Genomic DNA, 23,362 nt, shown 5'->3' on the forward strand with positions numbered 1-23,362 from the left:
CGCCCCGGGGGGGGCACCCCCCACCCCCCCCCCCCCCCCCGGGGGGGCCCCCCCGGGGGGGCCCCCCCCGCCGTCGTTCTGTGTCCCTGGCCTGTTCCCGGGCCAGGTTCCCGGGGTCAGTGCTCCCAGGGGGCCTTGACCGGGAAGTACTTCTCCAGGAAGTCCGTGACCCGCTCCGCGCGTTCGGCGGCCGGCACCTCGGGGAAGCTGCCGTCATTGAGGCAGAACATGTCCATGTTCCGTTTGGCGAGCAGGCGCTCCAGGGCTGACAGGCCCGCGTAGGACGTGGTGTCCACGTACTTGGTCTTGGCGGTTTCCTGGGTGACCGCACGCCCGGTGAGCAGGGCGTAGTAGTGGTAGAGCGAGTTGGTGACGGAGATGTTGTCCTTGGCGCGGAAGGTACTCGCGGCGGTGGCGGCGAACTCCGCGGGGAACGCTGCTTCCATTTCCAGCAGCACGCTGCGGCGCAGCGGAGCGGCCGCGTGTTCCAAGTGGCGGGTGGTGATCCGGCCGAAGCGTTCCCACAGCAGCCGCCGGTTTACCCGGGCCGCGTTCTCGAAACCGCTGCGCTCGGCGTCGTTGGAGCCCAGTCCTATCCGGGTGCTGGCTTCGATGAACTTGGTGATTCCGCCGGGGGAGAAGAACATGTCCGGGGCCACCGGGCGGCCGAAGAACATGTCGTCGTTGGAATAGAGGAAGTGTTCCGCCAGCCCGGGGATGTGCTGCAGCTGCGCTTCCACCGCCTGCGAGTTGTGCGTGGGCAGCACGGACGGGTCCTTGAAGTGCTCCGCCGCCGGCACAAAGGTGACCGAGGGGTGCTCCGCCAGCCAGTGGGGCCGCGGGGAGTCCGAGGCGATGAAAATCCGCCGGATCCAGGGTGCGAACATGGGCACCGAGCGCAGGGCGTACTTCAGTTCGTTGATCTGCCGGAAGCGGGCCTCGTGGTCATCGCCCTCGCCCACCACGGCACCCTGCATCCGGGCCGCGCGGGCGGCCTGGAATTCCGGGGAGCTGCCGTCCACCCAGGAGAACACCAGATCGATGTCGAAGCGGATGTCCGTGGCGTGGTCAGCGAACATGTTCTCGATGGTCGGCCAGGCCAGGCCGTGCTTGTCCACGGTGCCGCGGACTGCCTCCGAGGCCGGCAGGGTGCGGCGGGTCAGGGAGTTCTCCACCGGCAGGGTGATGTTTTCCCCGTCCAGGTCCCACAGCTCAATCTGCACCCCGGCCGCAGCGGAGAACACCAGGTTGGTGCCGGTGAAGGCGCGCGGCCGGTAGACCCGGATGATCCGGGTCTTGTCGCCGGGGGCCAGGCTGCCGTCGGCAATGAGCAGGGTGCGGCTCTTTTTGGTGTCCACGCTGCGCGCATAGAACGGCTCCTCGCGGCAGGCTTCCACCATTGCCTTGCGCAGCAGGTCACGTTCGCGCAGGTTGACGGCGATCACCGGCCGCTGGTCATTGCCGCGCACCAGCAGGTAGGTGATGCCTGCGTCGTCGAGCACCCTGCGGACAAACAGCAGGTCTTCCACCATGGCCTCGTGCGGGGTGAGGCCGGTGTCCATCAGGGCCAGGCGGCCCTTGAACATGGCCACCTCGGGGCGTTCCTCCACGCGGCGGAGTACGGCGGGGGCAGCTGTCTGGAGGTTTTCGGGTTCGAAGTCCGGCTCCGGGGCTCCGAAGTAGACATCGTGTTCGGCGGCTGTATCGGTAATGGGAACCTCCTAGGGATGGTCGGCGCCCGCACATGCAGGCGCTGGTTGGGTGCAGCGCTGCACGGGGAACTGCTGCCGGGATACCCGGGTGTTGCACTTGTTGCGCGGTGCCGGTCTTGGCCGGTGCGTATTGGGCCGAACCGCGGGCCGCCCGCGGACGGGGTGGGCGCGGACGCGGGGACGGAGCACGGGTCGGCCGGGAGCCACTGAGGAAACCGTAACACCGCGCTGGAACATCCTTCTTCCGAGCCCTGTCCGTTTTCCGGCCGGGGCCGTAGTTCTCTTGGCCAGTATCTCATCCTGCGCCGCGCTGCTGCGAGGCGACGGCATAGGCTGCCGGCTTCACGGGGGCCGCGAGCTTCGCCGGGTTTGTGGTGCCCGTGACTTGTGGATAACCGGTTGTGGTGTGGGGGCGGTGGCTATTATGGCCGGACTGACAGTGTCGCGGCTTGCCCAACTTGGGGGTTTCGGATGACCAGAACCATTCTGCGCCGTTCTCGTGTTTGGAGCTTCCCAGCGGTTTTCGCCGCGGTTGTCCTGGCCGGGTGCTCGGGCGCGTCCGGGGATTCAGGGACCGGTGCTGCCTCCCCGTCTCCGTCACAGTCGTCCGCCTCAGCGACGCCAACTCCCACGCCCACACCGTCAGCTGTTTACAAGCCTGCCTCTGCCGAGGGGCCGGCGGAAAATGTTCCGTTGCCGGTGATGCCGGAGGAGGCGAAGGTCGAGTCCAAGGAAGGATTGGAGGCTTTCGCCCGGTATTGGTACGAGGCCGCGAATTACGGTTATGAAACCGGTGATGTGGGGCTGGTACAGGCCATCAGCAGCCCGGAATGTGTGACCTGTCAGAAGTACTATGAGGTTGTCGAGAACGGGTTCAAGGACAGCGATTGGATGGCGAAGTCCAAGATTGAAGTCCAAGATGTTCATTCTGATTTCGCGGTAACGCCCGAAAACCGATACCAAGCACTCGTCCAGCTGCGGCAGGATGACATGGAGTATTACGGTTCAGAGGGACACCAAGGAACGACCGAGAGCAGACCGCTCCCATCCGTTCAGCTTGTCGAAGCAACGTTAGAGGGCGGCAAATGGATTGTGGTTAACGTAGCCACGATTAAGGCCGGATGAACTATGTCCGTGGCTGTTAGTACGAGGAAAGTTCTTGCCGTTGGACTGTTGTTGCTCGTGCTGTTTATCCCAGCTCAGGGTGCGGGTGCGCTCATAGTGAGCGACGGCGACCTTATTGAGGATGGGAGTGTTTCTGGCTCAACTTATCAACAGGACCCTTCCTCAGGAATGTGGACCTCCATGCCGGTCGGTATACCGGACGATCCGAATGGCTACCGGTTCCAACCGGTGTGTTTTGACGATTCGGTTGGTGATGTGGATTGCCTCGCCGATAACCAGGCGGCTTGTCCTGCCGGTGAGAACGGCAGACTCGTTTACTGGTATTCCGGATTGAAGGGGACCGACCCCGCGGCTTGGCCCCGAGTCAGCGACACCCCGTCGTGCATCTACTCCGAGGAGCCGGTGGACATCGGCCAGCAGATCCAGGCGCAGATCCTCACTGCGTTCCAGGAGCGGCCGATCGCAGCCGGCAAGCTGGTGGTGCAACCCAGTCCGCACACGCTGATCGGGATGGAGACCAACGTTTACGTTGAAGCCGCCGAGCAGGTCTTCGAGATGGTCCTGCTGGACCAGACGGTCCGGATAGTTGCGACGCCCACCGAATACGAAATCAACTACGGCGACGGAACGGTCTACGGTCCCACATCGGCTGCCGGTGCACCGCTGCCGCAGGGTCGGTGGGGAGAGCAGACCCGCACGAGCCACAGGTACGCCGCCGGAGGGGATTACCAAATGAGTGCAACCGTGCATTTCTCCGGAACCTATTCGGTGAACGGCGGGCCGATGATTCCCATTGACGGGAGGGCCGCCGTCGCTTCGCAGGCGCAAACAATCCGGGTGTGGCGGGCGGAAACCCGCAGCGTCGCGGACAACTGCCTCATCAACCCGAACGGCATCGGCTGCTAATCGGCTGCTAAAGCCCTTTCGGCTTCGGCACCGCAAACAGTGTCCGGGGATCCTGCAGCACCGCCGGATACGCGAACGCCGAACGCGGAATGCTGCCGGACAGCGACACCGGCCGCACAGCGGTGTCATTGGTCAGCTCCACCGGACCGGCATGACCCAACAGCAGTTGCGAGCGGTCCGCCGGCGAGATCACCGCCACCGGATCGCCGTCGTCCATGTCCTCCAGCAACCGCACCAGCTGCCGGCCGCGCTTGCCGGTGATCGGCGTGCCCTTCACCGAAAGCATGGGCAGGACAATGGCGGCAGCATCGCCGTCGGGCACCGCCCGGGCGACCCACAGCCCCTCGCCCGGTGGCGGATCCGCAGGGTCCGGAACGTCTGCGGGGGAGGGCCACACATAGGGCAGGCCCGCGTCGGTGTCCGGAAACAACGGCCCGTACACCTCGGGGGATTTCACAATCAGGTTCGAGCGGTGGCTGCGGTGCAGCTGCTCGTCGCCCAGCCACGGCGGAAGCTCGACGTCGGAGCCCGCCGCTTCCGGAGCGAACTCCAGGATCTGCTCGCGCACGGTGTCGGCGTGCCCGCGCGCAATCCACTCGTCCGTCATCGCCAGCCCGTACGCCGTTAGCGCCGGCACGAAGCCCTTCCACATCAGCAGGGCAGGATGGCGCTGCCAGCCGTAATCCGGCACCACCAGACCGCGCAGCAGCTGCAGGGTCTCCACCCGCTGCTTGCCCAGCCGCGCCTGATCCAGGACCCGGGCACTGCGGGCAAAGCTCTCATACGGGAGGAAGGTCTGCACGGGCCCAGTCTGTCACTGTTCCCCGCGGCCGGCCCCGTCACCGGCCTCCGCCCCGGTGCCGGTGAGCAGCCGGACCATGATCAGGTCCCGGAAAGTATGCGCACCAACCTGGAAGGAGCGACGGCCGGACGTCTGGAACCCGGACTTGCGGTAGAAGGACTGCGCCCGGACGTTGCCGTTGTTCACCCCCAGCCACATGGACCGTGCACCTACGGACGCCGCCGCCCCGGCAGCAGCATCAATGAGCTGCCCGGCAATGCCCCTGCCGTGGGCATCCGGGTGGACGTAGAACTTGCTCAGCTCCGCCGAGGGCCGCAGCGCCCGGCCCTGGTCCAGGGCATCAAGCACTTCGGGATCGGTTGGCGCTTCGAGGACCAGCAGGCAGTACCCCACCAGCCGGCCGTCCTGGCGGGCCGCGAGCACCAAACGCTTCTCATCCGCGAGGAACTGCGTGAAATTCCCGGCGGAGAGATTCGCGGCAACGAAGGCCGCGCTGTCTTCCGGTGTGACTTCGGGCGGGCAGGCCAAAGGAAAAGTGAGGGAAGCCAATTCGACGAGCCCGGGAATGTCTTCAGCCGTTGCATGTGAAATGGAAGCTTGCACCCTTCCAGCATAGGCACTGACTCCGGGTTGCCCGCCCGGCGCCGCGGCCGGACGGGCCGGCCGTCTTAGTACTTCACGTACAGTTCGCCCACCGGCAGCGCGGTGTCCACGGTGTTCGCCGGGCCGGGCAGCGGGCAGGCCCACGCCTCGTCATAGGCGCAGGAGGGGTTGTAAAGGTAGTTGAAATCCAGCACCAAGCTGCCGGGTTCACTGCCCGGTCCCAGGCTGGCGCCCTTGATCGTGTCCAGCAGGTAGCGCCCGCCGCCGTAGCTGCCGCCGTCGGCGCCGGAACTGGCATCGCGGACCGGCACAAAAATTCCGCCGCCGTACGTGTCCAGGTTCCATACCGCCAGGCTGCCGACCCCGTCCACGTTCACCGTCCCGAGCCGGGTGAACGGCACCGTCCCGTCCGTTCCGGTGGCCACCTCCATCGACTCGCCGGCACCGGCGCCGTCAATAACGGCCTCGAACCGGAACGCCGGATCGTAGCGGGCGGTGCTCAAACCGCGGAACCGGCGGCGGACATCTTCCGGGAGGGGCGAGGCCGGGTGCGTGCCGAAGAGCCGATCCCGGCCGGTGGCCCAGAGGGCATGGGCGTGCGACGCCGAGATCCCCTCGGCAGCGCGACGCGCCTGCTCATAAAGGGCGAAAGTGTTACGGCGCCAATCGGCGGTGGCAAGGGCTGTGACGGGAGAGAGCATTTGTCCAGCGTAGTGTGTTCGGGTGACTACCGGACTTCTTATTGTGGTGCTCGTCGCCATCTTTATCGGCGCGATAGCCCAGCGGATCGCCGGTCTAGGCTTTGCGCTGCTCATTTCTCCGTTCCTCGTGATCATCCTCGGTTCCCACGGCGGCGTGCTGATGGTGAACATCTGCGGCCTCGTGTCCTCGCTGCTGATCATGAGCCGGGTTTGGCGGGACATCGACTGGTCCATGTACCGGTGGCTGGCCATCCCGGCGGTCTGCGCCAGCGTACCGGCCTCGGCGGCCGCCGTGTACCTGCCCGCGGCCCCACTGGCAGTCACCGTGGGCGCCGTCGTACTGGTGGCCCTGAGTATCTCCCTGTTCCTGCAGCGCACCTCTATCCAGCTGACCGGCAATACCCCCAAGGCCGTGGCCGGTTTCACCTCGGGCATCACCAATGCCATGGCCGGCGTCGGCGGCCCCGCCGTCAGTGTGTACGCCTTGCTGGCCCGCTGGCCGCAGCGCCCGTTCGCCGCTACCCTGCAGCCGTTCTTCGTGACCACCGCCGCCGTCACCCTGACCTCCAAGCTGATCCTGGACCCCGGCCAGATGCCTCCGTTCCAGCCCTGGGCCTGGGTGCTGGTGGGGGTCATGATTGTGGGCGGCATCTACGCGGGGGAGAAGCTGCAGCGGTTCATCCGCGACGACCAGGCCCGGCTGGCAGTAGTGGTCATCGCGTTCATTGGTGCAGCCACGGCACTGGTGAAGGGCCTGTACGACCTTTGACCGGCATCGGCACCGCTGACACCACGGCCGTGCCCGCCGCAGTTACCCGACTCACGCAGGCACCTCATCGGGCAGCACCGGCCCGGATGGCACGATAGAAGCGATGAAGATTTTATTGCGGCCGAAGAAGCCGGGTGTGCCGCCCATGCCACTCTGGCTGCAGGGAACGTTTGAACTGGGCCAGGCTGCCGTGCTTTCCGCGCTGCTGGTGCTGCTGCCGCTGGTGGGCGTGTGGCTGGCCAACGGCTTCACCGATATCGACTTCACATCCCTGGCGCGCCTCGGCGGCCAGGCCTGGCTGCTCATCCACGGCGTGCCGCTGCAGCTGAGCTTCCCTGCCGGAGAACTCGGAACGGGTCCGGCCTCCGGTTTGCTCTCCTTCTTCCCGCTCGGGCTGACGCTGATCCCGTTCTTCCTGTCCTGGCGTGCCGGCCGCCGTCTGGCCCGGGCCTCCTACACGGACCAGCTCTGGCAGGCACTGCTTGGCGCCCTGGGCGCCTATGCGCTGCTGGGCGCGGCAGCCGCCTACTTCAGCAGCACCGACGGGGTGCGGATTTCGGTGGCCGCCGGTGCGCTGCTGCCCCTCATCGCGGCAGGCGCCGGCCTGATTGTGGGGGCCCGGATCGAAGCCGGATCCTGGGTGCGGCTGATCGGCATGGACCTGACCGCCTGGATTGCCCGGACCAGCCAGCATTCCCGCTGGGCCGGCTCCTACATGTGGGCCGCCCTGCGCGCCGGGGTGGTGGGGATCGTGGCCGCACTGGGCCTGTCCTCATTGCTGCTCGTGGTGACGCTGGCGATGAGCTGGGCCGAAATGGTCTCCGTGTATGAACGGCTCGGTGCCGGTGTGCTGGGCGGAACGGTACTGACCGTCGTCGAGCTGGGCCTGATGCCCAACTTTGTGGTGTGGACCCTGGGCTGGGCCTCGGGCGCCGGATTCTCCCTGGGCACCGGAAGCATCATCAGTCCGCTGGAAACAACCGTAGGTCCGCTGCCAGCGCTGCCCGTCCTCGCCGCCCTGCCTACAGGGAGCATGGAATACGGATACGCGGCGCTGCTGATACCGGTGGTGGCCGGGATCCTGGCCGGCTGGTGGTTCCTGCGCGAGGGCGAAAACCACTTCGACGAATGGCTTTCCATCAAGATCCGCGCCCGCTGGTTCACGGCACCGGTGTCCACGCTGGTCCTCGGCGCGATCGTCGGACTGGTCTCGGGACTGCTGGCGGCCGGGGCCGCCTGGCTGTCCGTCGGGTCGCTGGGGATCGGGCGCTTTGTGCAGCTCGGCCCGGATCCGCTGTGGCTGGGACTATGGGTCGCAGCCGAAGTAGGGGCCGGCGTCGTCATCGGTTACGCCGTAGGTCCCTGGCTGGAACGTGAGCCCAAACCCGAGAAACAGCGGGCCGCGGTCTAGCGCATCTGCTGGAAGGGCAGGTACTCGGCCTGGCAGGCCTCCGCGCCGTCCAAGGTCAGCGCCGAACGCATGCATGTTTCATAGGTGACGGTCTGGTCCCAGATGGCCACCATGAAGCCTAGCCCCAGGGTGGTCAGGAAAGTGATGACCAGGCCCAGCGACACCAGGACGGGCAGCAGGGCACCCATCCGCCGGCGGGCCAGCTTGACCAGGGCGATGATTCCCACTACGAAGGCAACAAGCCCGATTGCCAGCGGCACCAGCTTCCACGGCAGGACCAGGCCGCTGCTCAGCAGCATGACCAGCACCAGCAGCCAGAACACGCGGACATAGCGGACCGCGTTCTTCTTCTGCTCGTCGGTCGCCCCGGGGCGGCGGCTCTGCTCCGCGAGGGTTTGGGTCTTGTACTGCGCGCCGTCGTCATTCATGGGTTTAAGCCTAGGGGACGCCGCACCCTATGGTTGACGCATGCGCATCGTAGTCCTCGTGTCCGGTACGGGCTCCAACCTTCAGGCCGTGCTCGACGCCGTCAGCGACGGCCGGCTGGATATAGAGATCGCGGCAGTGGGCGCGGACCGGCCCGGCACCTACGGGGTGCAGCGGGCGGCCGACGCCGGCGTCCCCACCTTCGTGGTGCCCTTCCGCGATTTCCCGGCCCGGCCGGACTGGAACCGGGCGCTCACCAAAACGGTGGCTTCCTACGCGCCGGACCTGGTGCTCTCCTCGGGATTCATGCGCATTGTGGATGAGGAGTTCATCAACGCGTTCAACGGCCGGTACCTGAACACGCATCCCGCGCTGCTGCCTTCCTTCCCTGGGGCACACGGCGTCCGGGATGCCCTGGCCTACGGCGTGAAGATCACCGGCTGCACGGTGCACTGGGCCGACGCCGGTGTGGACACCGGCCCGATCCTGGCCCAGGCCGCGGTGGAGGTGCTCGACGGCGATACCGAGGAGTCCCTGCACGAGCGCATCAAGGTCCAGGAGCGGCGGCTGCTGATCGACACCCTGGGCCGGTTGAGCCGGGAAGGGCTGCCGGCGCCGGCTTAGTCCAGCGCCGCACCCTTGGTTTCGGGTGCGAACCGGGCCATCCACAGCACCGCCATTAGCACCAGTACTCCTGCCAGGGCGAACGACAGCGCCAGCCCGAGATGGGGCCACAGCACCGAGACGAACAGCAGCGGACCCAAGCCTGCTCCCACCCGGGAGACGGTGGAGGCCCAGCCGAAACCGCTGCCGCGCAGCTCGGTGGGGTAGAGCTCCGAGACGTAGGCATACAGCACGGGGATGGCCACCTGCACCACGAATCCGTAGGCCAGCAGCCACACCGTTGCCGCAGTGGGCAGGTCCACCACCAGCGCCACCACCACCAGGATGGCGGCGGACAGCGGACCGGTGACCGCCAGGATCCACTTCCGGCCAACCTTCTCCACCAGCAGGGCCGCCGCGATAACTCCGAGCAGGCCAACGGCTGCCATGCCCGAGGTGGTCAGGAACGCGCGATACTCGGCAAACCCGGCGTCCACGAGGATCTTGGGCATCCACTGCAGCGCCAGGTAGTAGACCAGCAGGATGGTCAGGAACAGGGACCATGCGGTGATGGTGGTTTTGCTGCTGAACCTCCATAGGTCGCCCAATTGGGTGCCCATAGTGCGCAGGGACAGCTTTTCCGGTTCCTCCGGTTCGGGCAGCCGCCACTGGGTTTGGGTTCCCCCGGTGCGCCGGATCAGGCTGTTGATGACGGCGGCCGCCTCATCGGTGCGGCCCTTGCGGACCAGATAGAGGGGGGACTCGGGGACCGAACGGCGCACCCAGAACACCAGCAGGGCGGGGACCACCATCACCAGCATGGTGTACCGCCAATCCGCGAAGGTGGCCATGATCGCAGCGGAAGTGACCCCGCACAGGGCGGCACCCACCGGCCACCAGCCGTCCATCCCGGTCAGCACTCGGCCGCGCTGTTTCTTGGGGGTGAACTCGCCAACGAGCGCGTAGTCCACCGGCACGCAGCCGCCCAGTCCGAACCCGGCCATAAAGCGGAAAATGCAGAACCACACAATGTCCGGGGAGAACGCACCCAGCACGGTAAAGAGGGAAAACACCAGCAAGGTAGCGGAAAACGCCCGCTTGCGGCCGATCGCATCGGCAATGGAACCCCATACGAAGGCACCAATGGCCATGCCCAGCAGATTCGCGGTGGCGATCCAGGCGGCCTGCGGCGCCGTCAGCCCCCATTCCTTGGACAGCAGCGGAATCAGCACGCCGTTCAGCGTTACGTCCCAGGCATCGAACATAAACCCGAGTCCGCCGATGAGGAAGATCCGGCCTTGGACCTTCCACCGCCACGGCAGGTTCTGGACCACCTGGTCACCGGTGGGCAGCATATTGGTGATGGACATGTTGGTTCGGGGCCTTCCGGGGATGCGGGGTGCAGGAGGGGTGGCTGTGTGCCGGGGGTCAATGGCGTCGGGGAAACAATACCGTGCGGGGCCCCCGCCTGTGGATAAGGCGCCGGAGACTCGCGGGACCGGGCACCATGTGGTGATGGGCAAACCGGAGCGGGCGGGAGGGAGCGGGCTGCCCGGACCGGTGTTCTCCGTGGCAGAGGCGCGGGCACGCGGCGTGCCGGCGTCGGAGTTGCGGCGCAGGGCGTACGACGGCGCCGGGCACGGTTTGCGTACGGTCGGCGGGGCAGCATCCGCCCTGCCGGATGCGGTGCGGCCGCTTGCCCCGGCGTCCGGCACTACGGTGGCCAGCCACACCACCGCCGCCGCCCTGTGGGGCATCTGATTGCCGTACCGCTTCGGGCCCGAACCGCTGCACCTCGCCCGGCCGCTGCGGTTCAGCCAGCCGCGGAGGAAGGGCGTCGTGGGGCACCATGCACCCCTTCTGCTACTGGACGTGGTCCGGGCCGGGGGGCTGCTGGTGACATCACCGGCTTGGACTTGGCGCGACCTGGCCGCTCTCTTGTCTCCCGATGAGTTGGTGGCTGCGGGGGACTCCCTGCTGCGGCGGAGGGATGCGCCGAACCGCGGTGGCTACCTGTCCCAACCGGATCCGCTGTGCGGTATGCAGGAGTTGCAGGAGGTCCTGCAGCGCAGGGCGGGAAACCGCGGTGCATCCACCGCGCGGACCGCTCTCGAGCTGATGCGCCCAGGCGCGGACTCGGCTCAGGAAACCAGGCTGCGGTTGCTCATTCGGCGTTCCGGGCTGCCGGAGCCGGCAGTAAACCAATGGATTATCGGTCCGGCGGGGCAGCGCGTGTCCCGGCCGGACCTGCAATATGTGCGGCTGCGGATTGCGCTTGAATATGAAGGCGAGCATCACCTGCTGGATCCGGACCAGTGGCACCGGGACATTGCGCGCGACGACGGCCTTCGACGGCTGGGATGGGTGGTGCTGCGCTTCAGCAAGAAGCACCTGCGGCCCGGCAACCAAGCCGCAGCAGCGGAGAAGGTTCGCGCTGCCCTCCTGACGCGCGGCTGGCGACCCGGACAGCCGGCCTGACGGGCGGGCCTGACGCACCCCGCCTGACGCACCGTGCTCCACGAGAAGGCAAAATTTACCGATATTGTGCCGAAAATCGGTAAATTGTGCCTTTTCGTTCCCTTCGACGGTAATTTTTGCCTTTTCGATCGCGCGCAGGGACGGGTCTTTGCCCGGCCCCAGCGCGGCCAAGACACGTTGTTACAGCCCCGCAGGCGTGGTCCGGAGCACATAGGCATAAACTTTCCGCATGGCCGTACGGCTTTTTGCACGTCCTTCATCAACCCCTTTGGAGTGTCAGCTGTGAGCAACCCTGTCCTTGACCGTGTTCCTATCCGCCGGGCCCTGATCTCGGTTTATAACAAGACGGGGCTGACGGAGCTGGCGCAGGGCCTTTCGGCAGCCGGTGTCCGGATTGTGTCCACCGGATCCACGGCCAAGCAGATTGCCGCCGCCGGCATCGAGGTCACCGAGGTTTCCGAGGTCACCGGCTTCGCCGAATGCCTCGACGGGCGGGTCAAGACCCTGCATCCGCGCGTCCACGCCGGGATCCTGGCAGACCGCCGCCGCGAGGACCACGTGGCCCAGTTGCAGGAGATGGAGATTGAACCCTTCGACCTCGTGGTGGTGAACCTCTACCCCTTCGTGGAAACCGTCCGCTCCGGCGCAGCGCAGGATGATGTGGTGGAGCAGATCGACATCGGCGGTCCCTCCATGGTCCGCGCCGCCGCAAAGAACCACCCGTCCGTTGCAGTGGTGGTGGACCCGAACAAATACTCCGACGTCGTCACCGCAGCAGCCGAGGGCGGCTTCGACCTGGCCCAGCGGCGCCGGCTCGCCGCCGAAGCCTTTGCCCACACCGCCGCCTATGACAACGCAGTTGCGACCTGGACCGCAGAGCAGTTCGGCGACGGGACCGAAGACGGCTCCAAGTGGCCGGCCTTCACCGGCCTGGCCCTGGAACGCGCCGAAGTGCTCCGCTACGGCGAAAACCCGCACCAGGACGCAGCCCTGTACGTAGAGCAGGACGGACAGCCCGGCGTCGCCCAGGCCGACCAGCTGCACGGCAAGGCCATGTCCTACAACAACTACGTCGACGCCGACGCCGCCCTGCGCGCCGCCTTCGATTTCGATGGACCCGCCGTCGCCGTCGTCAAGCACGCCAACCCGTGCGGCATCGCGGTGGCCTCGCCCGGTGCAGCCGATCCCATTGCGGATGCGCACGCCAAGGCGCATGCCTGCGATCCGGTCTCGGCGTTCGGCGGAGTCATCGCCGCCAACCGGACCGTCACGGCAGGCATGGCCGAGACCGTGAAGGACATCTTCACCGAGGTGGTGATCGCCCCCGACTTCGAGCCGGAGGCCGTGGACATCCTCAGCGCCAAAAAGAACATCCGGCTGCTTGCCCTGCCGGACGGCTACGGCCGCAGTGCCGCTGAATTCCGGCAGGTTTCCGGCGGCGTGCTGGTCCAGAAATCGGACCGGCTGCAGGCCGAGGGCGATGACCCGGCGAACTGGACCCTGGCCGCGGGGGAGCCGGCAGACGAGGCCACCATGGCCGACCTAGCCTTCGCCTGGGCAGCGGTCCGCGCGGCGAAGTCCAACGCCATCCTGCTCGCCAAGGACGGCGCCTCCGTAGGCGTGGGAATGGGCCAGGTGAACCGGGTGGACTCCTGTCGGCTCGCCGTCGAACGCGCCAACGGCCTGGGTGCAGCCGGCGAGGACCGCGCCCGCGGTTCCGTGGCGGCGTCGGACGCGTTCTTCCCGTTCGCGGACGGCCTGCAGATCCTGATCGACGCCGGCGTCCGCGCCGTGGTGCAGCCGGGCGGCTCCATCCGGGACAGCGAAGTGGTTGAAGCAGCTGCTGCGGCGGGGGTCACCATGTACTTCACCGGGGCACGACACTTCTTCCACTAGGAAAAACCCGCTCCGCCGCGCCTGGAACCGCGGGACCGTGCAGGTAATGCACCGTCCCGCGGTTTAGGGCCGGGATAGTGGGCTGTGGCATAGTTGGACTCAAATACAAGCTAAAAAGACGGGTCCCGTCATGCCACAAGACATGCTCCGGTGCCCACCAACACACTAGGAGTACGTGTGGCTGAGAAAATCAAGGTTGTGGGCTCTGTTGTAGAGCTCGACGGCGATGAAATGACCCGTATCATCTGGCAGTTCATCAAGGACCGCCTGATCAACCCGTACCTGGACGTAGACCTGAAGTACTACGACCTCTCGATCCAGAACCGCGACGCAACCGATGACCAGGTCACCATTGATGCCGCCAACGCCATCAAGGAACACGGCGTGGGCGTCAAGTGCGCCACCATCACCCCGGACGAAGCACGCGTCGAGGAATTCGGCCTGAAGAAGATGTGGGTCTCCCCGAACGGGACCATCCGCAACATCCTGGGCGGCGTGGTCTTCCGCGAGCCGATCATCATCTCCAACATCCCGCGCCTGGTCCCGGGCTGGAACAAGCCGATCATCATCGGCCGCCACGCCCACGGCGACCAGTACAAGGCCACGAACTTCAAGGTTCCCGGTGCCGGCACGCTGACCCTGACCTACACCCCGGCCGACGGCAGCGAAGAAATCAAGCAGCAGGTTGTCACGTACAACGAAGATGGCGGCGTCGCCATGGGTATGTACAACTTCAACGATTCCATCAAGGACTTCGCGCGCGCTTCCTTCGCCTACGGCCTGCAGCGCAACTACCCGGTGTACCTCTCCACCAAGAACACCATCCTGAAGGCCTACGACGGCCAGTTCAAGGACCTGTTCCAGGAAGTCTTCGACGCCGAGTTCAAGGACCAGTTCGAAGCAGCCGGGCTCACCTACGAGCACCGCCTGATCGATGACATGGTTGCCTCCGCAATGAAGTGGGAAGGCGGCTACGTCTGGGCCTGCAAGAACTACGACGGCGACGTCCAGTCCGACACCGTTGCACAGGGCTTCGGCTCGCTGGGCCTGATGACTTCCGTCCTGATGACCCCGGACGGCAAGACCGTTGAGGCCGAAGCAGCGCACGGTACGGTCACCCGCCACTACCGCCAGCACCAGCAGGGCAAGCCCACCTCCACGAACCCGATCGCTTCGATCTTCGCGTGGACCCGCGGCCTGATGCACCGCGGCAAGCTGGACAACACCCCCGAGGTCATTAATTTCGCCGAAACCCTTGAGGACGTTGTCATCAAGACGGTTGAATCCGGCAAGATGACCAAGGACCTTGCACTGCTGGTTGGACCCGAGCAGCCGTACCTGACCACCGAAGAGTTCCTCGCCGCACTGGACGAGAACCTCAAGGCCCGTCTGGGTGCCGAGGTCGCAGCCTAGCTTTACTGCGCAACCGCACAAAACGGCGACGGCGCGCTGCCCCTTTCCGGGGCGGCGCGCCGTCGCCGTTAAGCCCGGTAACACCGGCGTCATAAGTAGCGCAGGGGTTGCGGCGGTGCCACCATGTGGGGATGTCGAACTCCACCGCCGCACCGTCCAAGCCCGGCTCCGCCGCCGAAGAGCGAAGTGCCCGCATAGCGGTGACCGTCTTCCCGCTGCTGATTGTGGCCGGCGGACTGGTTGCCCTGTTTTTCCCGCAGCCCTTCACCGGTCTGTCCGCCTACATCAATCCGGGCCTGATGCTGATTATGTTCGGGATGGGCCTGACTCTCACCCTTCCCGACTTCGCCCTGGTGGCCCGCCAGCCGCTCCCCGTCCTGCTGGGGGTGGTGGCCCAGTTCGTGATTATGCCGCTGCTGGGGTTCGGGATTGCGTGGGCGCTTCAACTCAGTCCGGAACTGGCGGCCGGCGTGATCCTGGTCGGCTGCGCCCCCGGAGGCACGGCGTCGAACGTGGTCACATACCTGGCCCGGGGCAACGTGGCGCTGTCCGTGGCCATGACGTCCGTTTCCACGCTGCTGGCCCCGTTGCTGACCCCGTTGCTGGCTCTGTGGCTCGCCGGCCGGTACATGGCCGTCGATGCGGGAAACATGGCCTGGTCCATTGTTCAGATCGTCCTGATCCCGGTGATACTGGGGCTGGTGATCCGGTACCTGGTGCCGAAGCTGGTTGACCGGGTGCTTCCGGTCCTGCCCTGGGTTTCGGTAGCGGCCATCACGTTCGTGGTGATTGCTGTCGTCTCGGGTAGCTCCGAGGCCATCTTCACTGCGGGCTGGCTGATCCTGCTGGCCGTTGTGCTGCATAACGGCCTGGGCCTGGGCCTGGGCTACGGTGCAGCAAAGCTGTTCCGGCAGCCCGTGCCCTCCCGGCGGACCATGGCCATTGAGATCGGTATGCAGAATTCCGGCCTGGCGGCGGGACTTGCCAAACAGTACTTCGCACCGGAAGCAGCTCTGCCGGCGGCCGTGTTCTCGGTCTGGCACAACGTCTCCGGCGCATTGATGGCCGCGATCTGGCAGCGCCGGCCCTCACGCTGACTGCACGCCGGGCAGCAGGTGTGCAGCAACGCAGCAGGCCCCGGGTGGAAACCCGGGGCCTGCTGCGTCGGGAAGCAGTTAGATGCCGGCACCCTGGTCACCCGAGGACGTGGGGCCCCCGGAGGAGGACTGTCCGCCGGAACCCGATCCGCCGGAGCCGCCGCTGGTCTGGCTGAACGAGCCGGGGGAGCCGCTGCCGGAGCCCTGGGACCCGCCACTGCCTGAGCCGCCACTGCCTGAGCCGGCGCTGCCTGAGCCGGAGGACACCGACGCGGGCTCCGACGTCGTCTGGCCGGAGATGGTGTGCCCGTCCTTGTAAGCGGCAGCCACTTCGATCTTGCGCGGCTTGGAACGCTCGCTGACCGGGATGAACACGCTGAGCACACCGTTCTCGTACTTCGCGGAGATGGAGTCAATATCAATGCCCTGGCCCAGGTTCAACTGCCGCAGGAACGTTCCGCTTTCCCGTTCCCGCGTCAGCCAGGTGACTCCCTCGGTGGCGTGGATGGTCCGCTCCGCGCGGATAGTGAGCAGCTGCCCGTCCACATCCACATCGACTGAGCCCGGATCAATGCCGGGAAGATCCGCGTTCATGATGTAGTGGTCGCCCTCGCGGTAGAGGTCAATGGGCATCAGCCGCAGTCGCTGCCGTGGATCAAGGAGCGCCCCTGCCATCCGGTCGAGTTCGCGGAACGGGTCAAACTTCATCGCCATTGTCATCAACTCCTCTTGCGCCGGCGCCCGCCGGGCACCGGTGGTGTTGCCGGTTGTTGGAAAACGGAGAAACAGGCTGAGCCGCAGTGGCCCAACGGTGCAAATCACGCTAGCACTCGCTAATAGTGAGTGCTAGGTCACGGCGATGGATCGCGGCTTGGAAGCCGTAATCCGGCCCCGGGGCCGTTGGGCACCGCGGGTACGGTGCTCACAGCGGCCAGGAGTGCACCGCCGCGTTGCTGTGCATGTTCTCCCAGTACCGCCGGGACAGTTCACTCAGGGCTGCCGGACGGGACAGGCCTGACTCCTCGAGCCGGCGGAGCATGGCGATCTGCCACGCGGCCCCGTTCTGCTCGGTCCGGGCGCGCTCGGTGACCACATTGAGGTACCGGTCAATCAGGGAGGCATCCACCTTCAGGTCCCGCAGTCCCTCTGCGGCCTGGGGGATCAGGTGCCGCACGATCAGTTCCGCCACGGGAATCTCGCCAATGCCGGGCCAGTAGACCGTGGCTTCCAGGCCGTGACGGGCGCAGGTCAGGAAGTTGTCCGAGGCGGTCTTGAATGCCACCCGGCTCCAGAGAGGACGGTCTGCGGTGCGGATGTATTCCACGAGCCCGTAGTAGAACGCAGCGTTGGCCACCACGTCCAGCACGGACGGACCGGCGGGAAGGACCCGGTTCTCCAACCGCAGGTTCGGTGTGCCGCTGCCCGGATCGTAGATGGGCCGGTTCCAACGGTAAACGGTGCCGTTGTGGAGCCGGAGTTCCGGCAGCAGGGGCGCCCCGAACGGGGTGGTTTCCCCGCCGTTGCCGGACAGTTCGGGAAGCAGCGCCGGGAAGTACCGGACATTTTCCTCGAACAGGTCGAAGATGGAGGTGATCCACCGTTCACCGAACCACACACGCGGGCGGACGCCCTGGTTGCGCATTTCCGGCGGCCGGGTGTCAATGGCCTGCTTGAACAGTTCAATCCGGGTCTCATGCCAGAGCAGGTGCTCCATAAAGACCGGCGAATTCGCCGCCAGGGCAACCTGCGGCGCCGCTATCATTTGAGCCGCGTTCCAGGCCGGGGCAAACTCCTCGGGGGAGACCTCCAGGTGCAGCTGCACCGAGGTGCAGGCTGCCTCGGGGGCAATGTTCTGGGCGTAAAAGGACAGCGGCTCCGGCCCCGAGAGGTCCAGCAGAACATCCTCGCCGCGGGCCTGCAGCACTGAGGTGTTAAGGGCTGCATACCGCTGTCCGCTGCTGAGCCACTCCCAGCCGTCCATGAAGCCCGGCGTGAGGGTGGGGAGGATCCCCACCATCATGATGTCCGCGGACTCCTGTGCCGCCCGCTCGTCGGCCCGGTTGAGCTGGGCCCGCAGGCTGTCCTCGAGATCCTTCAGGCCGAACTGCCCCACCGACATGGCCGGGTGGTTCATTTCGATATTGAAGGCGCCGATTTCCGTCTGGAATGCCGGGTCGGCAATGCGCTCGAGGACGGCCTGGTTGCGCAGGGCAGGCGAAAAGTCCCGGTTGGTGAGGTTTAGCTCCAGTTCCAACCCAATACTGGCCGAATCGGCAAACTGCGCCGTCGACAGGTAATGGGCGAAATGGTCCAGGTTCTCCAGCAGGCGCTGGCGGTACGCCGTCCGCTGCGCCCGGCTGAAGGTCCTGCTTGAGACTTCAGCACCCATGGCCGCTACTTCTTCTTCTTCAAGCCCTCGTAGACATTGATGGGACGCTGCATCTCGCCTTGCTGGGCGCCCATCACAACCACGGTGCCCGTGAGGGCCGGAATGCTCCACTGGAGGATTTTAAGCTGGCGCTGAGCGGACTTGAGTTCATCGGAAGCGCCGGCGCGGGGCTCCGTGGCGCCCTGGCTGCCCTGGTCGGAGAGTTTCTCCACCTTGCTTCCGAGGATGCCGGAGTACAGGGTCACCACTGCCGCCAGGGCCGTTACCACCGTCTTGTAGGCGGTTGAGCGCCCAACACCTTCCTGCGCAGCGATGCGGGTCTTGTTGTCGCCGACCAGGGCGAGTCCGGCCAGGAAATGCATGCCAATGGCAGCGGCCTGGATGGGTGCCCATTTTTTCCAGCCCAGTGCGGAAAGACGGGCCCTTTCGGTAGGATCCTTGGCCTCCGCCGTGGCACCGTTGAGGCCAACGGCGCCCATCAGTGAACCGCCGAACCAAGCCGCGGCGGTGAGGTCGTGTACAGAGCGCGTAATCAGGGTTGCAGCCAATGTATTGCTCCTGTGGGTTGTTGGTGCAAAAAAGACAACCACGCGCGGTAAACATTAGCAAGGGCACTTATGATCCTAACACGCTACACATTGAGAACTAAGTGTGCTTAGTATTGGTGAATCCGGAACATCCGATCTTGATCAGCAGTTGGAATGACGAAAGAGAGCGATGATGACAGAGAATTACAGCCCGCGCGATGGAAGCCATGCGGCTACTCCGGCCGGAGGCGCCAGCGATTCGACCGCCTCAGCCAAGGCCGACGCTGCCAAGCAGCAGGCCGGTGACATTGCCCAGCAGGCAAAGGGCAACGCAGCACAGGTGGCTGACACGGCCAAGACCGAGGCGGCAGGCGTCGCCTCTGAAGTCAAGAGCAACGCCAAGGATCTCTTCACGCAGGCCCGCTCGGATCTGACTGAGCAGGCAGGGGTGCAGCAGCAGAAGGTAGCCGAAGGCCTGCGCTCCATGGCCGATGAACTGCACTCCATGGCACAGTCGGGACAGTCCGGCGTCGCCACGGACCTCGTCGGCCAAGCCGCCAACCGCGCCTCCTCCGTGGCCACCTGGCTGGACGGCCGCGAGCCGGGCTCCCTCGTTGACGAAGTGAAGGGCTTTGCCCGCCAGCGTCCCATGGCTTTCCTTGCCATTGCAGCGGGCGCCGGATTCCTTGCCGGCCGCTTGAACAAGAGCATCAGCGCCGGCCGTCCCCAGCAGGGCACCGCAACCGCCGGTTCCTCCGGACAGCACGTGGCGGCGCCGGTTCCGCAGGCCCCTGCCGCACAGCCGACCGTCGGCACCACCGGAACCGCCGGCAGTGCCGGAGCACTGGATGACCCGTTCGGCAGCGAGCCGGTCCGCCCGGCCGGCACCGGCCCCGCCTCGGCACAGACGCTGCCGCCCACGCCGAACACCGGCGTTCCCGCAGCTGATCCCTACAGCGGTGGTCGGCACTGATGAGTACCGAAATGCCCGAAATGCCACCTACTGAGGCACAGGCGAAGGCGGAAACCACCTCCCTGGGTGATCTGCTCGGCCAGGTGACCCAGGACATGTCCACCCTGATGCGTCAGGAAGTGGACCTGGCGAAGGTCGAACTCAAGCAGTCTGCGTCCCGCGCGGGAAAGGGTGCGGGAATGTTCGGCGGAGCGGCCGTCGCCGGGTACTTCGTTCTCCTCTTCCTCTCCGTGGCGCTCTGGTACGCACTGGGCACCACGGCCATCGGCTTCGGCTGGTCCGCAGTGATCGTGGCCGTTATCTGGGCGATCATCGCCGCAGTCCTGGCCAGCCGCGGACGCACTGAGATGAAGAAGATCAACGGTATGCCGCAGACGTCTGAAACACTGCAGGAAATTCCCCAGACCATGAAACCAAGCGAGGAAACACGATGAGTGAAAACCCTGATGAGATCCGCGCCGATATTGAAGCAACCCGCCGGCGCCTGGGTACCAACGTTGACGCTGTGGCGGACAAAGTAACTCCCTCCCACATCGTCCAGCGCCAGACGGACAAGGTGAAGGACAAGGTTTTCGGAGTAAAGGACAAGGTGATGGGTGTGGCTGATTCGATGGGCAACAGCGCGTCAAACGCCGGAGGCAGCGTTTCCGACGGAATGTCCGCTGCCGGTTCGGCCGTTTCCGACGCTCCCGGCCGCGTGGTCAACAAGGCCCAGGGCAACCCGATGGCAGCGGGCCTGATCGCCTTCGGGGCCGGCCTGCTGGCCGCTTCCCTGATCCCCGCCAGCGAGAAGGAACGCGTCGCTGCGGACAACATCAAGACCGCCGCCCAGCCGATGACGGACGAACTGGCTGGCGCCGCGAAGGAAATGGCGGAGGGGCTCAAGGAGCCCGCACAGGAAGCGATGGACAACATCAAGTCCACTGCGACCGACGCCGCGCAGAACGTGAAGTCCGAGGGTCAGGCGGCCGCCGCGGACGTCAAGGATTCTGCAACCGAGGCACCGCAGAACGTCCGCAACGCCTAACCGGTGCCGGATGCAGCCGCTCCCGGGCTGACGGCCGGGGAGAAGGGCAATAACGACGGCGGCGTCGCACCTGCAAGGGTGCGGCGCCGCCGTCGTTTTTAACCCGATGGACGGAAGGAAAGCCCTACCGGGGGAGCGCGGCTTCGTCGTTGCTGTAAAGCACGCCCATCTGGGCCCGCGCGGCATCAAAGAGCTTCATGGTGCGCAGCGAATCAGCCCAGGTCATGGTGGGGCTCTCCACCAGTCCCTCCTGGATGCACCGCGTAACCTCCCGCAGTTCGTACGTGTAGCCGTTGCCGACCTGCGGGAAGCGCTCCACCCGTGCCTCTCCCGTATGCGGAACTATGGTGAGTTCCACCGGGTTGTGCAGCGGCGAACCGGTGCGAAGCCAGCCCTTGCTGCCGGAAATAAGGGCAGTCCGGGGGCAGGAGGAGACCAGGGAAGAGGTCAGCTGGGCGAACCCGCCGGAAGCGTATCCCAGGGTCAGGGCATTCTGGCTGTCCACCCCCTGGTGATTCAGGGTGCCCACCGCGTGCACGGTCTCCGGGTATCCGAGGGTGCCCAGGGCGAAGGTCAGCGGGTAGACCGTCAGGTCCAGCAGGGCGCCGCCGCCGGCAGCAGGGTCCCATAGCCGGCTGGCCGGATCGTAGGGAGCAGGGAAGCCGAGGTCCGCCTGGACCCAGTTGATGTCCCCCAGTTCCCCGGAAGCTACCAGCTCCCAGATCCGGTTGATGCAGGGCAGGAAGCGGGTCCAGACGGCCTCCATCAGGAACAGGTTGCGGCTGCGGGCCAGCTCAATGAGGTCCTCGGCCTCCCGTGCATTGATGGTGATGGACTTCTCGCACAGCACGTGTTTGCCGGCTTCCAGGGCCCGGCGGGCAATTTCATAGTGCTGGGCGTGCGGGGAGGCGATGTAGACCACGTCGACGTCGCCGTCGGCGAAGAGCTGGTCGTACCCCGGGATCCCGTCGGCATCGTAGTAGCTGGCGGCAAAGCCGAAGCGTTCGGCAAAGTCCTCAGCAGTGGCCTGCCGGCGCGAACTGACCGCCTGCAGGACGGCGTCTTCGAGCCGGGCGATGTCTTCGGTGACACGCTCGGCGATGTTGCCGGTGGCAACTACGCCCCAGCGCAGGGTCCGGCCGGTGGACTGGACGGGGCTGGGGGCGCCCGGCTGTACGCAGGGTGGTGTGGGAATGTGTTGAACGGCAGTCATGGTCCTCGTCTTCCGCGTCGTTGAGGGAGTACCCCATACTCTATGGTTGCCGGGTTCCGGGGCCTAGGCCCGGACGGCAGGCAGTCCTCGCGGATGGCCGGCGCCGGCAGATGGAACAGCCCGGGTCCCCTGTAGCGGGGAGCCCGGGCTGTTCCGCCCTAAAGGGGCGGGTTATTACGGCAGCAGTGTACCGGTGGTGCTACTTGACCAGCGGGGAAAGCGTCGGGTCATTGGCGTACGCCTCGGCAGCGTTGGCCTTGGTGACGATGACCGGCTCCAGCAGGTAGGCCGGAACAACCTTCTTGCCGTTGTCGTAGCTCTCGTCGTCGTTGACCTCGACGTCTTCACCGGCAGCCAGATCCTTGACCATCTCGATGGAGTGGTTCACCAGGTTGCGGGTGTCCTTGTTGATCGTGGAGTACTGCTTGCCTTCCATGATCAGCTTCACGGACTCAACCTCGGAGTCCTGGCCGGTGATGACGGGCAGGGTCTTGCCGGCGGCCTCAACCGAGGTCAGTGCTGCGCGGGCCAGGGTGTCGTTGGGGGAGAGGACGCCGTCCAGCTCAGCGGAGGCGTAGTTGGCCGAGAGCAGGGTGTCCATGCGCTTCTGGGCGTTCTCAGCCTTCCAGCCCTGGGTTACAACCTGGTTGAACTCGGTCTGGCCCGAAACAACCTTGAGGTTTCCGGATTCGATTTCCGGCTTCAGCACGCTCATGGCGCCGTCGAAGAAGACCTGGGCGTTGGCGTCATCCGGGGATCCGGCGAGAAGCTCGACGTTGTAGGGACCCTCGGGCTTCTTTTCCTTCAGTCCGTCCAGCAGGGCCTGGCCCTGCAGCTCGCCAACCTTGAAGTTGTCGTAGGCCACGTAGTAGTCAACGTTTTCAGTGTTGGTCAGCAGACGGTCATAAGCAATGACGGTGATGCCGGCATCCTTGGCATCCTGCAGCTGGGAGCCGAGCTGCTTGCCGTCGATAGCGCCGACAATCAGGACCTCGACACCGTTGGTGATCATGGAGCTGATCTGGTTCTGCTGCTCGGACACGCCGCCGTTGGCGAACTGGACCTGGCCTTCGAAGCCGGCGTCCTTGAGGCCGTCGTTGAACAGCTTCTCGGCGAGGACCCAGTTTTCGGAGGTCTTCTGCGGCAGGGCAACGCCAATGGCGGCACCTTCGCCGAAGCCGGACTCGGATCCGGAAGCGGATTCTTCTTCGCGGCCGCAGGCGGACAGCGACAGTGCTGCCACCGTTGCGACAACGGCGAAGGACTTTGCGAATTTACGCATGATGTTCTC

At 65.8% G+C, this 23,362-nt stretch carries 23 protein-coding genes and 1 pseudogene; 13 read left to right on the top strand and 11 right to left on the bottom strand.

Features of this window, described 5'->3' with window-relative positions; translation table 11 throughout:
• Positions 1–116: 116 nt before the first annotated feature.
• Complete coding sequence (locus LJ754_RS12830; RefSeq protein ID WP_227926933.1) at positions 117–1,586, bottom strand: stealth family protein; 1,470 nt, start codon at positions 1,584–1,586, stop codon at positions 117–119.
• A 597-nt stretch (positions 1,587–2,183) separates the two neighbouring features.
• Between LJ754_RS12830 and LJ754_RS16855 the strand changes: the two genes are divergently transcribed.
• Positions 2,184–2,837 (top strand): DUF6318 family protein, encoded by a 654-nt coding sequence (locus LJ754_RS16855; RefSeq protein ID WP_227926903.1) that lies wholly within the window; start codon positions 2,184–2,186, stop codon positions 2,835–2,837.
• Positions 2,838–3,167: 330 nt separating this feature from the next.
• Entirely contained in the window at positions 3,168–3,743 is a 576-nt protein-coding gene (locus LJ754_RS12840; protein WP_227926904.1) for a hypothetical protein, read from the top strand.
• Between the two features lie 7 nt (positions 3,744–3,750).
• On the opposite strand, the gene LJ754_RS12845 is transcribed toward LJ754_RS12840, so the two are convergent.
• From LJ754_RS12845 to LJ754_RS12855, 3 genes are all read right to left on the bottom strand, one after another.
• Positions 3,751–4,545 carry an MSMEG_6728 family protein gene (locus LJ754_RS12845; RefSeq protein WP_227914266.1) on the bottom strand — a complete coding sequence of 265 codons (795 nt, stop codon included), beginning with the start codon at positions 4,543–4,545 and terminating at the stop codon, positions 3,751–3,753.
• A 12-nt stretch (positions 4,546–4,557) separates the two neighbouring features.
• Positions 4,558–5,148, bottom strand: coding sequence for a GNAT family N-acetyltransferase (locus LJ754_RS12850; protein WP_227914263.1), 591 nt, complete (start codon positions 5,146–5,148; stop codon positions 4,558–4,560).
• Positions 5,149–5,213: 65 nt separating this feature from the next.
• A complete protein-coding gene (locus tag LJ754_RS12855; protein ID WP_227914262.1) occupies positions 5,214–5,849 on the bottom strand; it encodes a DUF1684 domain-containing protein in 636 nt (211 codons plus the stop codon).
• A 22-nt stretch (positions 5,850–5,871) separates the two neighbouring features.
• Here LJ754_RS12855 and LJ754_RS12860 point away from each other — a divergent pair, with 22 nt between their 5' ends.
• Entirely contained in the window at positions 5,872–6,618 is a 747-nt protein-coding gene (locus LJ754_RS12860; RefSeq protein ID WP_227914260.1) for a sulfite exporter TauE/SafE family protein, read from the top strand.
• Between the two features lie 103 nt (positions 6,619–6,721).
• On the top strand, positions 6,722–8,029 hold the full coding sequence (locus LJ754_RS12865; RefSeq protein WP_442860329.1) for a cell division protein PerM: 1,308 nt from the start codon (positions 6,722–6,724) through the stop codon (positions 8,027–8,029).
• Here the strand turns inward: LJ754_RS12865 and LJ754_RS12870 are convergent.
• Complete coding sequence (locus tag LJ754_RS12870; RefSeq protein WP_227914257.1) at positions 8,026–8,457, bottom strand: hypothetical protein; 432 nt, start codon at positions 8,455–8,457, stop codon at positions 8,026–8,028. The two genes, LJ754_RS12865 and LJ754_RS12870, sit on opposite strands and share 4 nt — an antisense overlap.
• Before the next feature lie 40 nt (positions 8,458–8,497).
• Between LJ754_RS12870 and purN the strand changes: the two genes are divergently transcribed.
• Positions 8,498–9,079, top strand: coding sequence for a phosphoribosylglycinamide formyltransferase (gene purN / locus LJ754_RS12875; RefSeq protein ID WP_227926905.1), 582 nt, complete (start codon positions 8,498–8,500; stop codon positions 9,077–9,079).
• Here purN and LJ754_RS12880 read toward each other — a convergent pair.
• A complete protein-coding gene (locus LJ754_RS12880; RefSeq protein WP_227926906.1) occupies positions 9,076–10,428 on the bottom strand; it encodes an MFS transporter in 1,353 nt (450 codons plus the stop codon). The two genes, purN and LJ754_RS12880, sit on opposite strands and share 4 nt — an antisense overlap.
• Positions 10,429–10,573: 145 nt before the next feature.
• Between LJ754_RS12880 and LJ754_RS12885 the strand changes: the two genes are divergently transcribed.
• The 5 genes from LJ754_RS12885 (at position 10,574) to LJ754_RS12905 (ending at position 15,942) form a co-directional block, all read left to right on the top strand.
• The gene (locus tag LJ754_RS12885; RefSeq protein ID WP_227926907.1) at positions 10,574–10,819 is read left to right on the top strand and encodes a hypothetical protein; all 246 of its coding nucleotides are present in this window, start codon (positions 10,574–10,576) and stop codon (positions 10,817–10,819) included.
• Between the two features lie 78 nt (positions 10,820–10,897).
• Positions 10,898–11,536: an endonuclease domain-containing protein gene (locus LJ754_RS12890; RefSeq protein ID WP_227926908.1), complete on the top strand. Its 639-nt coding sequence runs from the start codon at positions 10,898–10,900 to the stop codon at positions 11,534–11,536.
• A 282-nt stretch (positions 11,537–11,818) separates the two neighbouring features.
• On the top strand, positions 11,819–13,432 hold the full coding sequence (gene purH, locus LJ754_RS12895; protein WP_227926909.1) for a bifunctional phosphoribosylaminoimidazolecarboxamide formyltransferase/IMP cyclohydrolase: 1,614 nt from the start codon (positions 11,819–11,821) through the stop codon (positions 13,430–13,432).
• A 177-nt stretch (positions 13,433–13,609) separates the two neighbouring features.
• The gene (locus LJ754_RS12900; protein ID WP_227914252.1) at positions 13,610–14,845 is read left to right on the top strand and encodes an NADP-dependent isocitrate dehydrogenase; all 1,236 of its coding nucleotides are present in this window, start codon (positions 13,610–13,612) and stop codon (positions 14,843–14,845) included.
• A gap of 131 nt (positions 14,846–14,976) precedes the next feature.
• The gene (locus tag LJ754_RS12905; protein ID WP_227914251.1) at positions 14,977–15,942 is read left to right on the top strand and encodes a bile acid:sodium symporter family protein; all 966 of its coding nucleotides are present in this window, start codon (positions 14,977–14,979) and stop codon (positions 15,940–15,942) included.
• A 321-nt stretch (positions 15,943–16,263) separates the two neighbouring features.
• On the opposite strand, the pseudogene LJ754_RS12910 reads toward LJ754_RS12905, so the two are convergent.
• The 3 genes and pseudogenes from LJ754_RS12910 to LJ754_RS12920 form a co-directional block, all read right to left on the bottom strand.
• A pseudogene (locus tag LJ754_RS12910) lies at positions 16,264–16,656 on the bottom strand (Hsp20/alpha crystallin family protein); the annotation flags it as partial.
• 208 nt (positions 16,657–16,864) lie between these two features.
• Positions 16,865–18,331: a glutamate--cysteine ligase gene (locus LJ754_RS12915; protein ID WP_227914250.1), complete on the bottom strand. Its 1,467-nt coding sequence runs from the start codon at positions 18,329–18,331 to the stop codon at positions 16,865–16,867.
• Between the two features lie 5 nt (positions 18,332–18,336).
• Complete coding sequence (locus LJ754_RS12920) at positions 18,337–18,879, bottom strand: hypothetical protein (RefSeq protein WP_227926910.1); 543 nt, start codon at positions 18,877–18,879, stop codon at positions 18,337–18,339.
• 172 nt (positions 18,880–19,051) lie between these two features.
• Between LJ754_RS12920 and LJ754_RS12925 the strand changes: the two genes are divergently transcribed.
• The 3 genes from LJ754_RS12925 to LJ754_RS12935 are packed head-to-tail and all read left to right on the top strand — an operon-like array spanning position 19,052 to position 20,858.
• Entirely contained in the window at positions 19,052–19,831 is a 780-nt protein-coding gene (locus LJ754_RS12925) for a hypothetical protein (RefSeq protein ID WP_227926911.1), read from the top strand.
• The gene (locus tag LJ754_RS12930; protein WP_227926912.1) at positions 19,831–20,265 is read left to right on the top strand and encodes a phage holin family protein; all 435 of its coding nucleotides are present in this window, start codon (positions 19,831–19,833) and stop codon (positions 20,263–20,265) included. Before LJ754_RS12925 ends, LJ754_RS12930 begins: the two co-directional genes overlap by 1 nt.
• On the top strand, positions 20,262–20,858 hold the full coding sequence (locus LJ754_RS12935) for a DUF3618 domain-containing protein (protein WP_227926913.1): 597 nt from the start codon (positions 20,262–20,264) through the stop codon (positions 20,856–20,858). The genes LJ754_RS12930 and LJ754_RS12935 overlap by 4 nt, the downstream gene beginning before the upstream one ends.
• 124 nt (positions 20,859–20,982) lie before the next feature.
• On the opposite strand, the gene LJ754_RS12940 is transcribed toward LJ754_RS12935, so the two are convergent.
• Both LJ754_RS12940 and LJ754_RS12945 read right to left on the bottom strand, forming a co-directional pair.
• Positions 20,983–22,071, bottom strand: a complete 1,089-nt coding sequence (locus LJ754_RS12940) for a Gfo/Idh/MocA family protein (RefSeq protein WP_227926914.1) — start codon at positions 22,069–22,071, stop codon at positions 20,983–20,985.
• A gap of 199 nt (positions 22,072–22,270) precedes the next feature.
• Positions 22,271–23,353: a substrate-binding domain-containing protein gene (locus LJ754_RS12945; protein ID WP_227926915.1), complete on the bottom strand. Its 1,083-nt coding sequence runs from the start codon at positions 23,351–23,353 to the stop codon at positions 22,271–22,273.
• Positions 23,354–23,362: the final 9 nt, after the last annotated feature.

Source organism: Arthrobacter sp. zg-Y40 (assembly GCF_020731535.1).
Taxonomy (GTDB): domain Bacteria; phylum Actinomycetota; class Actinomycetes; order Actinomycetales; family Micrococcaceae; genus Arthrobacter_B.

Excerpts from the sequence above, each read along its gene's own strand:
- LJ754_RS12885 (WP_227926907.1), top strand. The coding sequence starts at position 10,574 with ATGGGCAAACCGGAGCGGGCGGGAGGGAGCGGGCTGCCCGGACCGGTG.
- LJ754_RS12915 (WP_227914250.1), bottom strand. The coding sequence starts at position 18,331 with ATGGGTGCTGAAGTCTCAAGCAGGACCTTCAGCCGGGCGCAGCGGACG.
- LJ754_RS12930 (WP_227926912.1), top strand. The coding sequence starts at position 19,831 with ATGAGTACCGAAATGCCCGAAATGCCACCTACTGAGGCACAGGCGAAG.
- LJ754_RS12935 (WP_227926913.1), top strand. The coding sequence starts at position 20,262 with ATGAGTGAAAACCCTGATGAGATCCGCGCCGATATTGAAGCAACCCGC.
- LJ754_RS12940 (WP_227926914.1), bottom strand. The coding sequence starts at position 22,071 with ATGACTGCCGTTCAACACATTCCCACACCACCCTGCGTACAGCCGGGC.
- purN (WP_227926905.1), top strand. The coding sequence starts at position 8,498 with ATGCGCATCGTAGTCCTCGTGTCCGGTACGGGCTCCAACCTTCAGGCC.
- LJ754_RS12945 (WP_227926915.1), bottom strand. The coding sequence starts at position 23,353 with ATGCGTAAATTCGCAAAGTCCTTCGCCGTTGTCGCAACGGTGGCAGCA.
- LJ754_RS12880 (WP_227926906.1), bottom strand. The coding sequence starts at position 10,428 with ATGTCCATCACCAATATGCTGCCCACCGGTGACCAGGTGGTCCAGAAC.
- LJ754_RS12870 (WP_227914257.1), bottom strand. The coding sequence starts at position 8,457 with ATGAATGACGACGGCGCGCAGTACAAGACCCAAACCCTCGCGGAGCAG.
- LJ754_RS12925 (WP_227926911.1), top strand. The coding sequence starts at position 19,052 with ATGACAGAGAATTACAGCCCGCGCGATGGAAGCCATGCGGCTACTCCG.
- LJ754_RS12830 (WP_227926933.1), bottom strand. The coding sequence starts at position 1,586 with ATGTTCAAGGGCCGCCTGGCCCTGATGGACACCGGCCTCACCCCGCAC.
- LJ754_RS12865 (WP_442860329.1), top strand. The coding sequence starts at position 6,722 with ATGAAGATTTTATTGCGGCCGAAGAAGCCGGGTGTGCCGCCCATGCCA.
- LJ754_RS12905 (WP_227914251.1), top strand. The coding sequence starts at position 14,977 with ATGTCGAACTCCACCGCCGCACCGTCCAAGCCCGGCTCCGCCGCCGAA.
- LJ754_RS16855 (WP_227926903.1), top strand. The coding sequence starts at position 2,184 with ATGACCAGAACCATTCTGCGCCGTTCTCGTGTTTGGAGCTTCCCAGCG.
- LJ754_RS12855 (WP_227914262.1), bottom strand. The coding sequence starts at position 5,849 with ATGCTCTCTCCCGTCACAGCCCTTGCCACCGCCGATTGGCGCCGTAAC.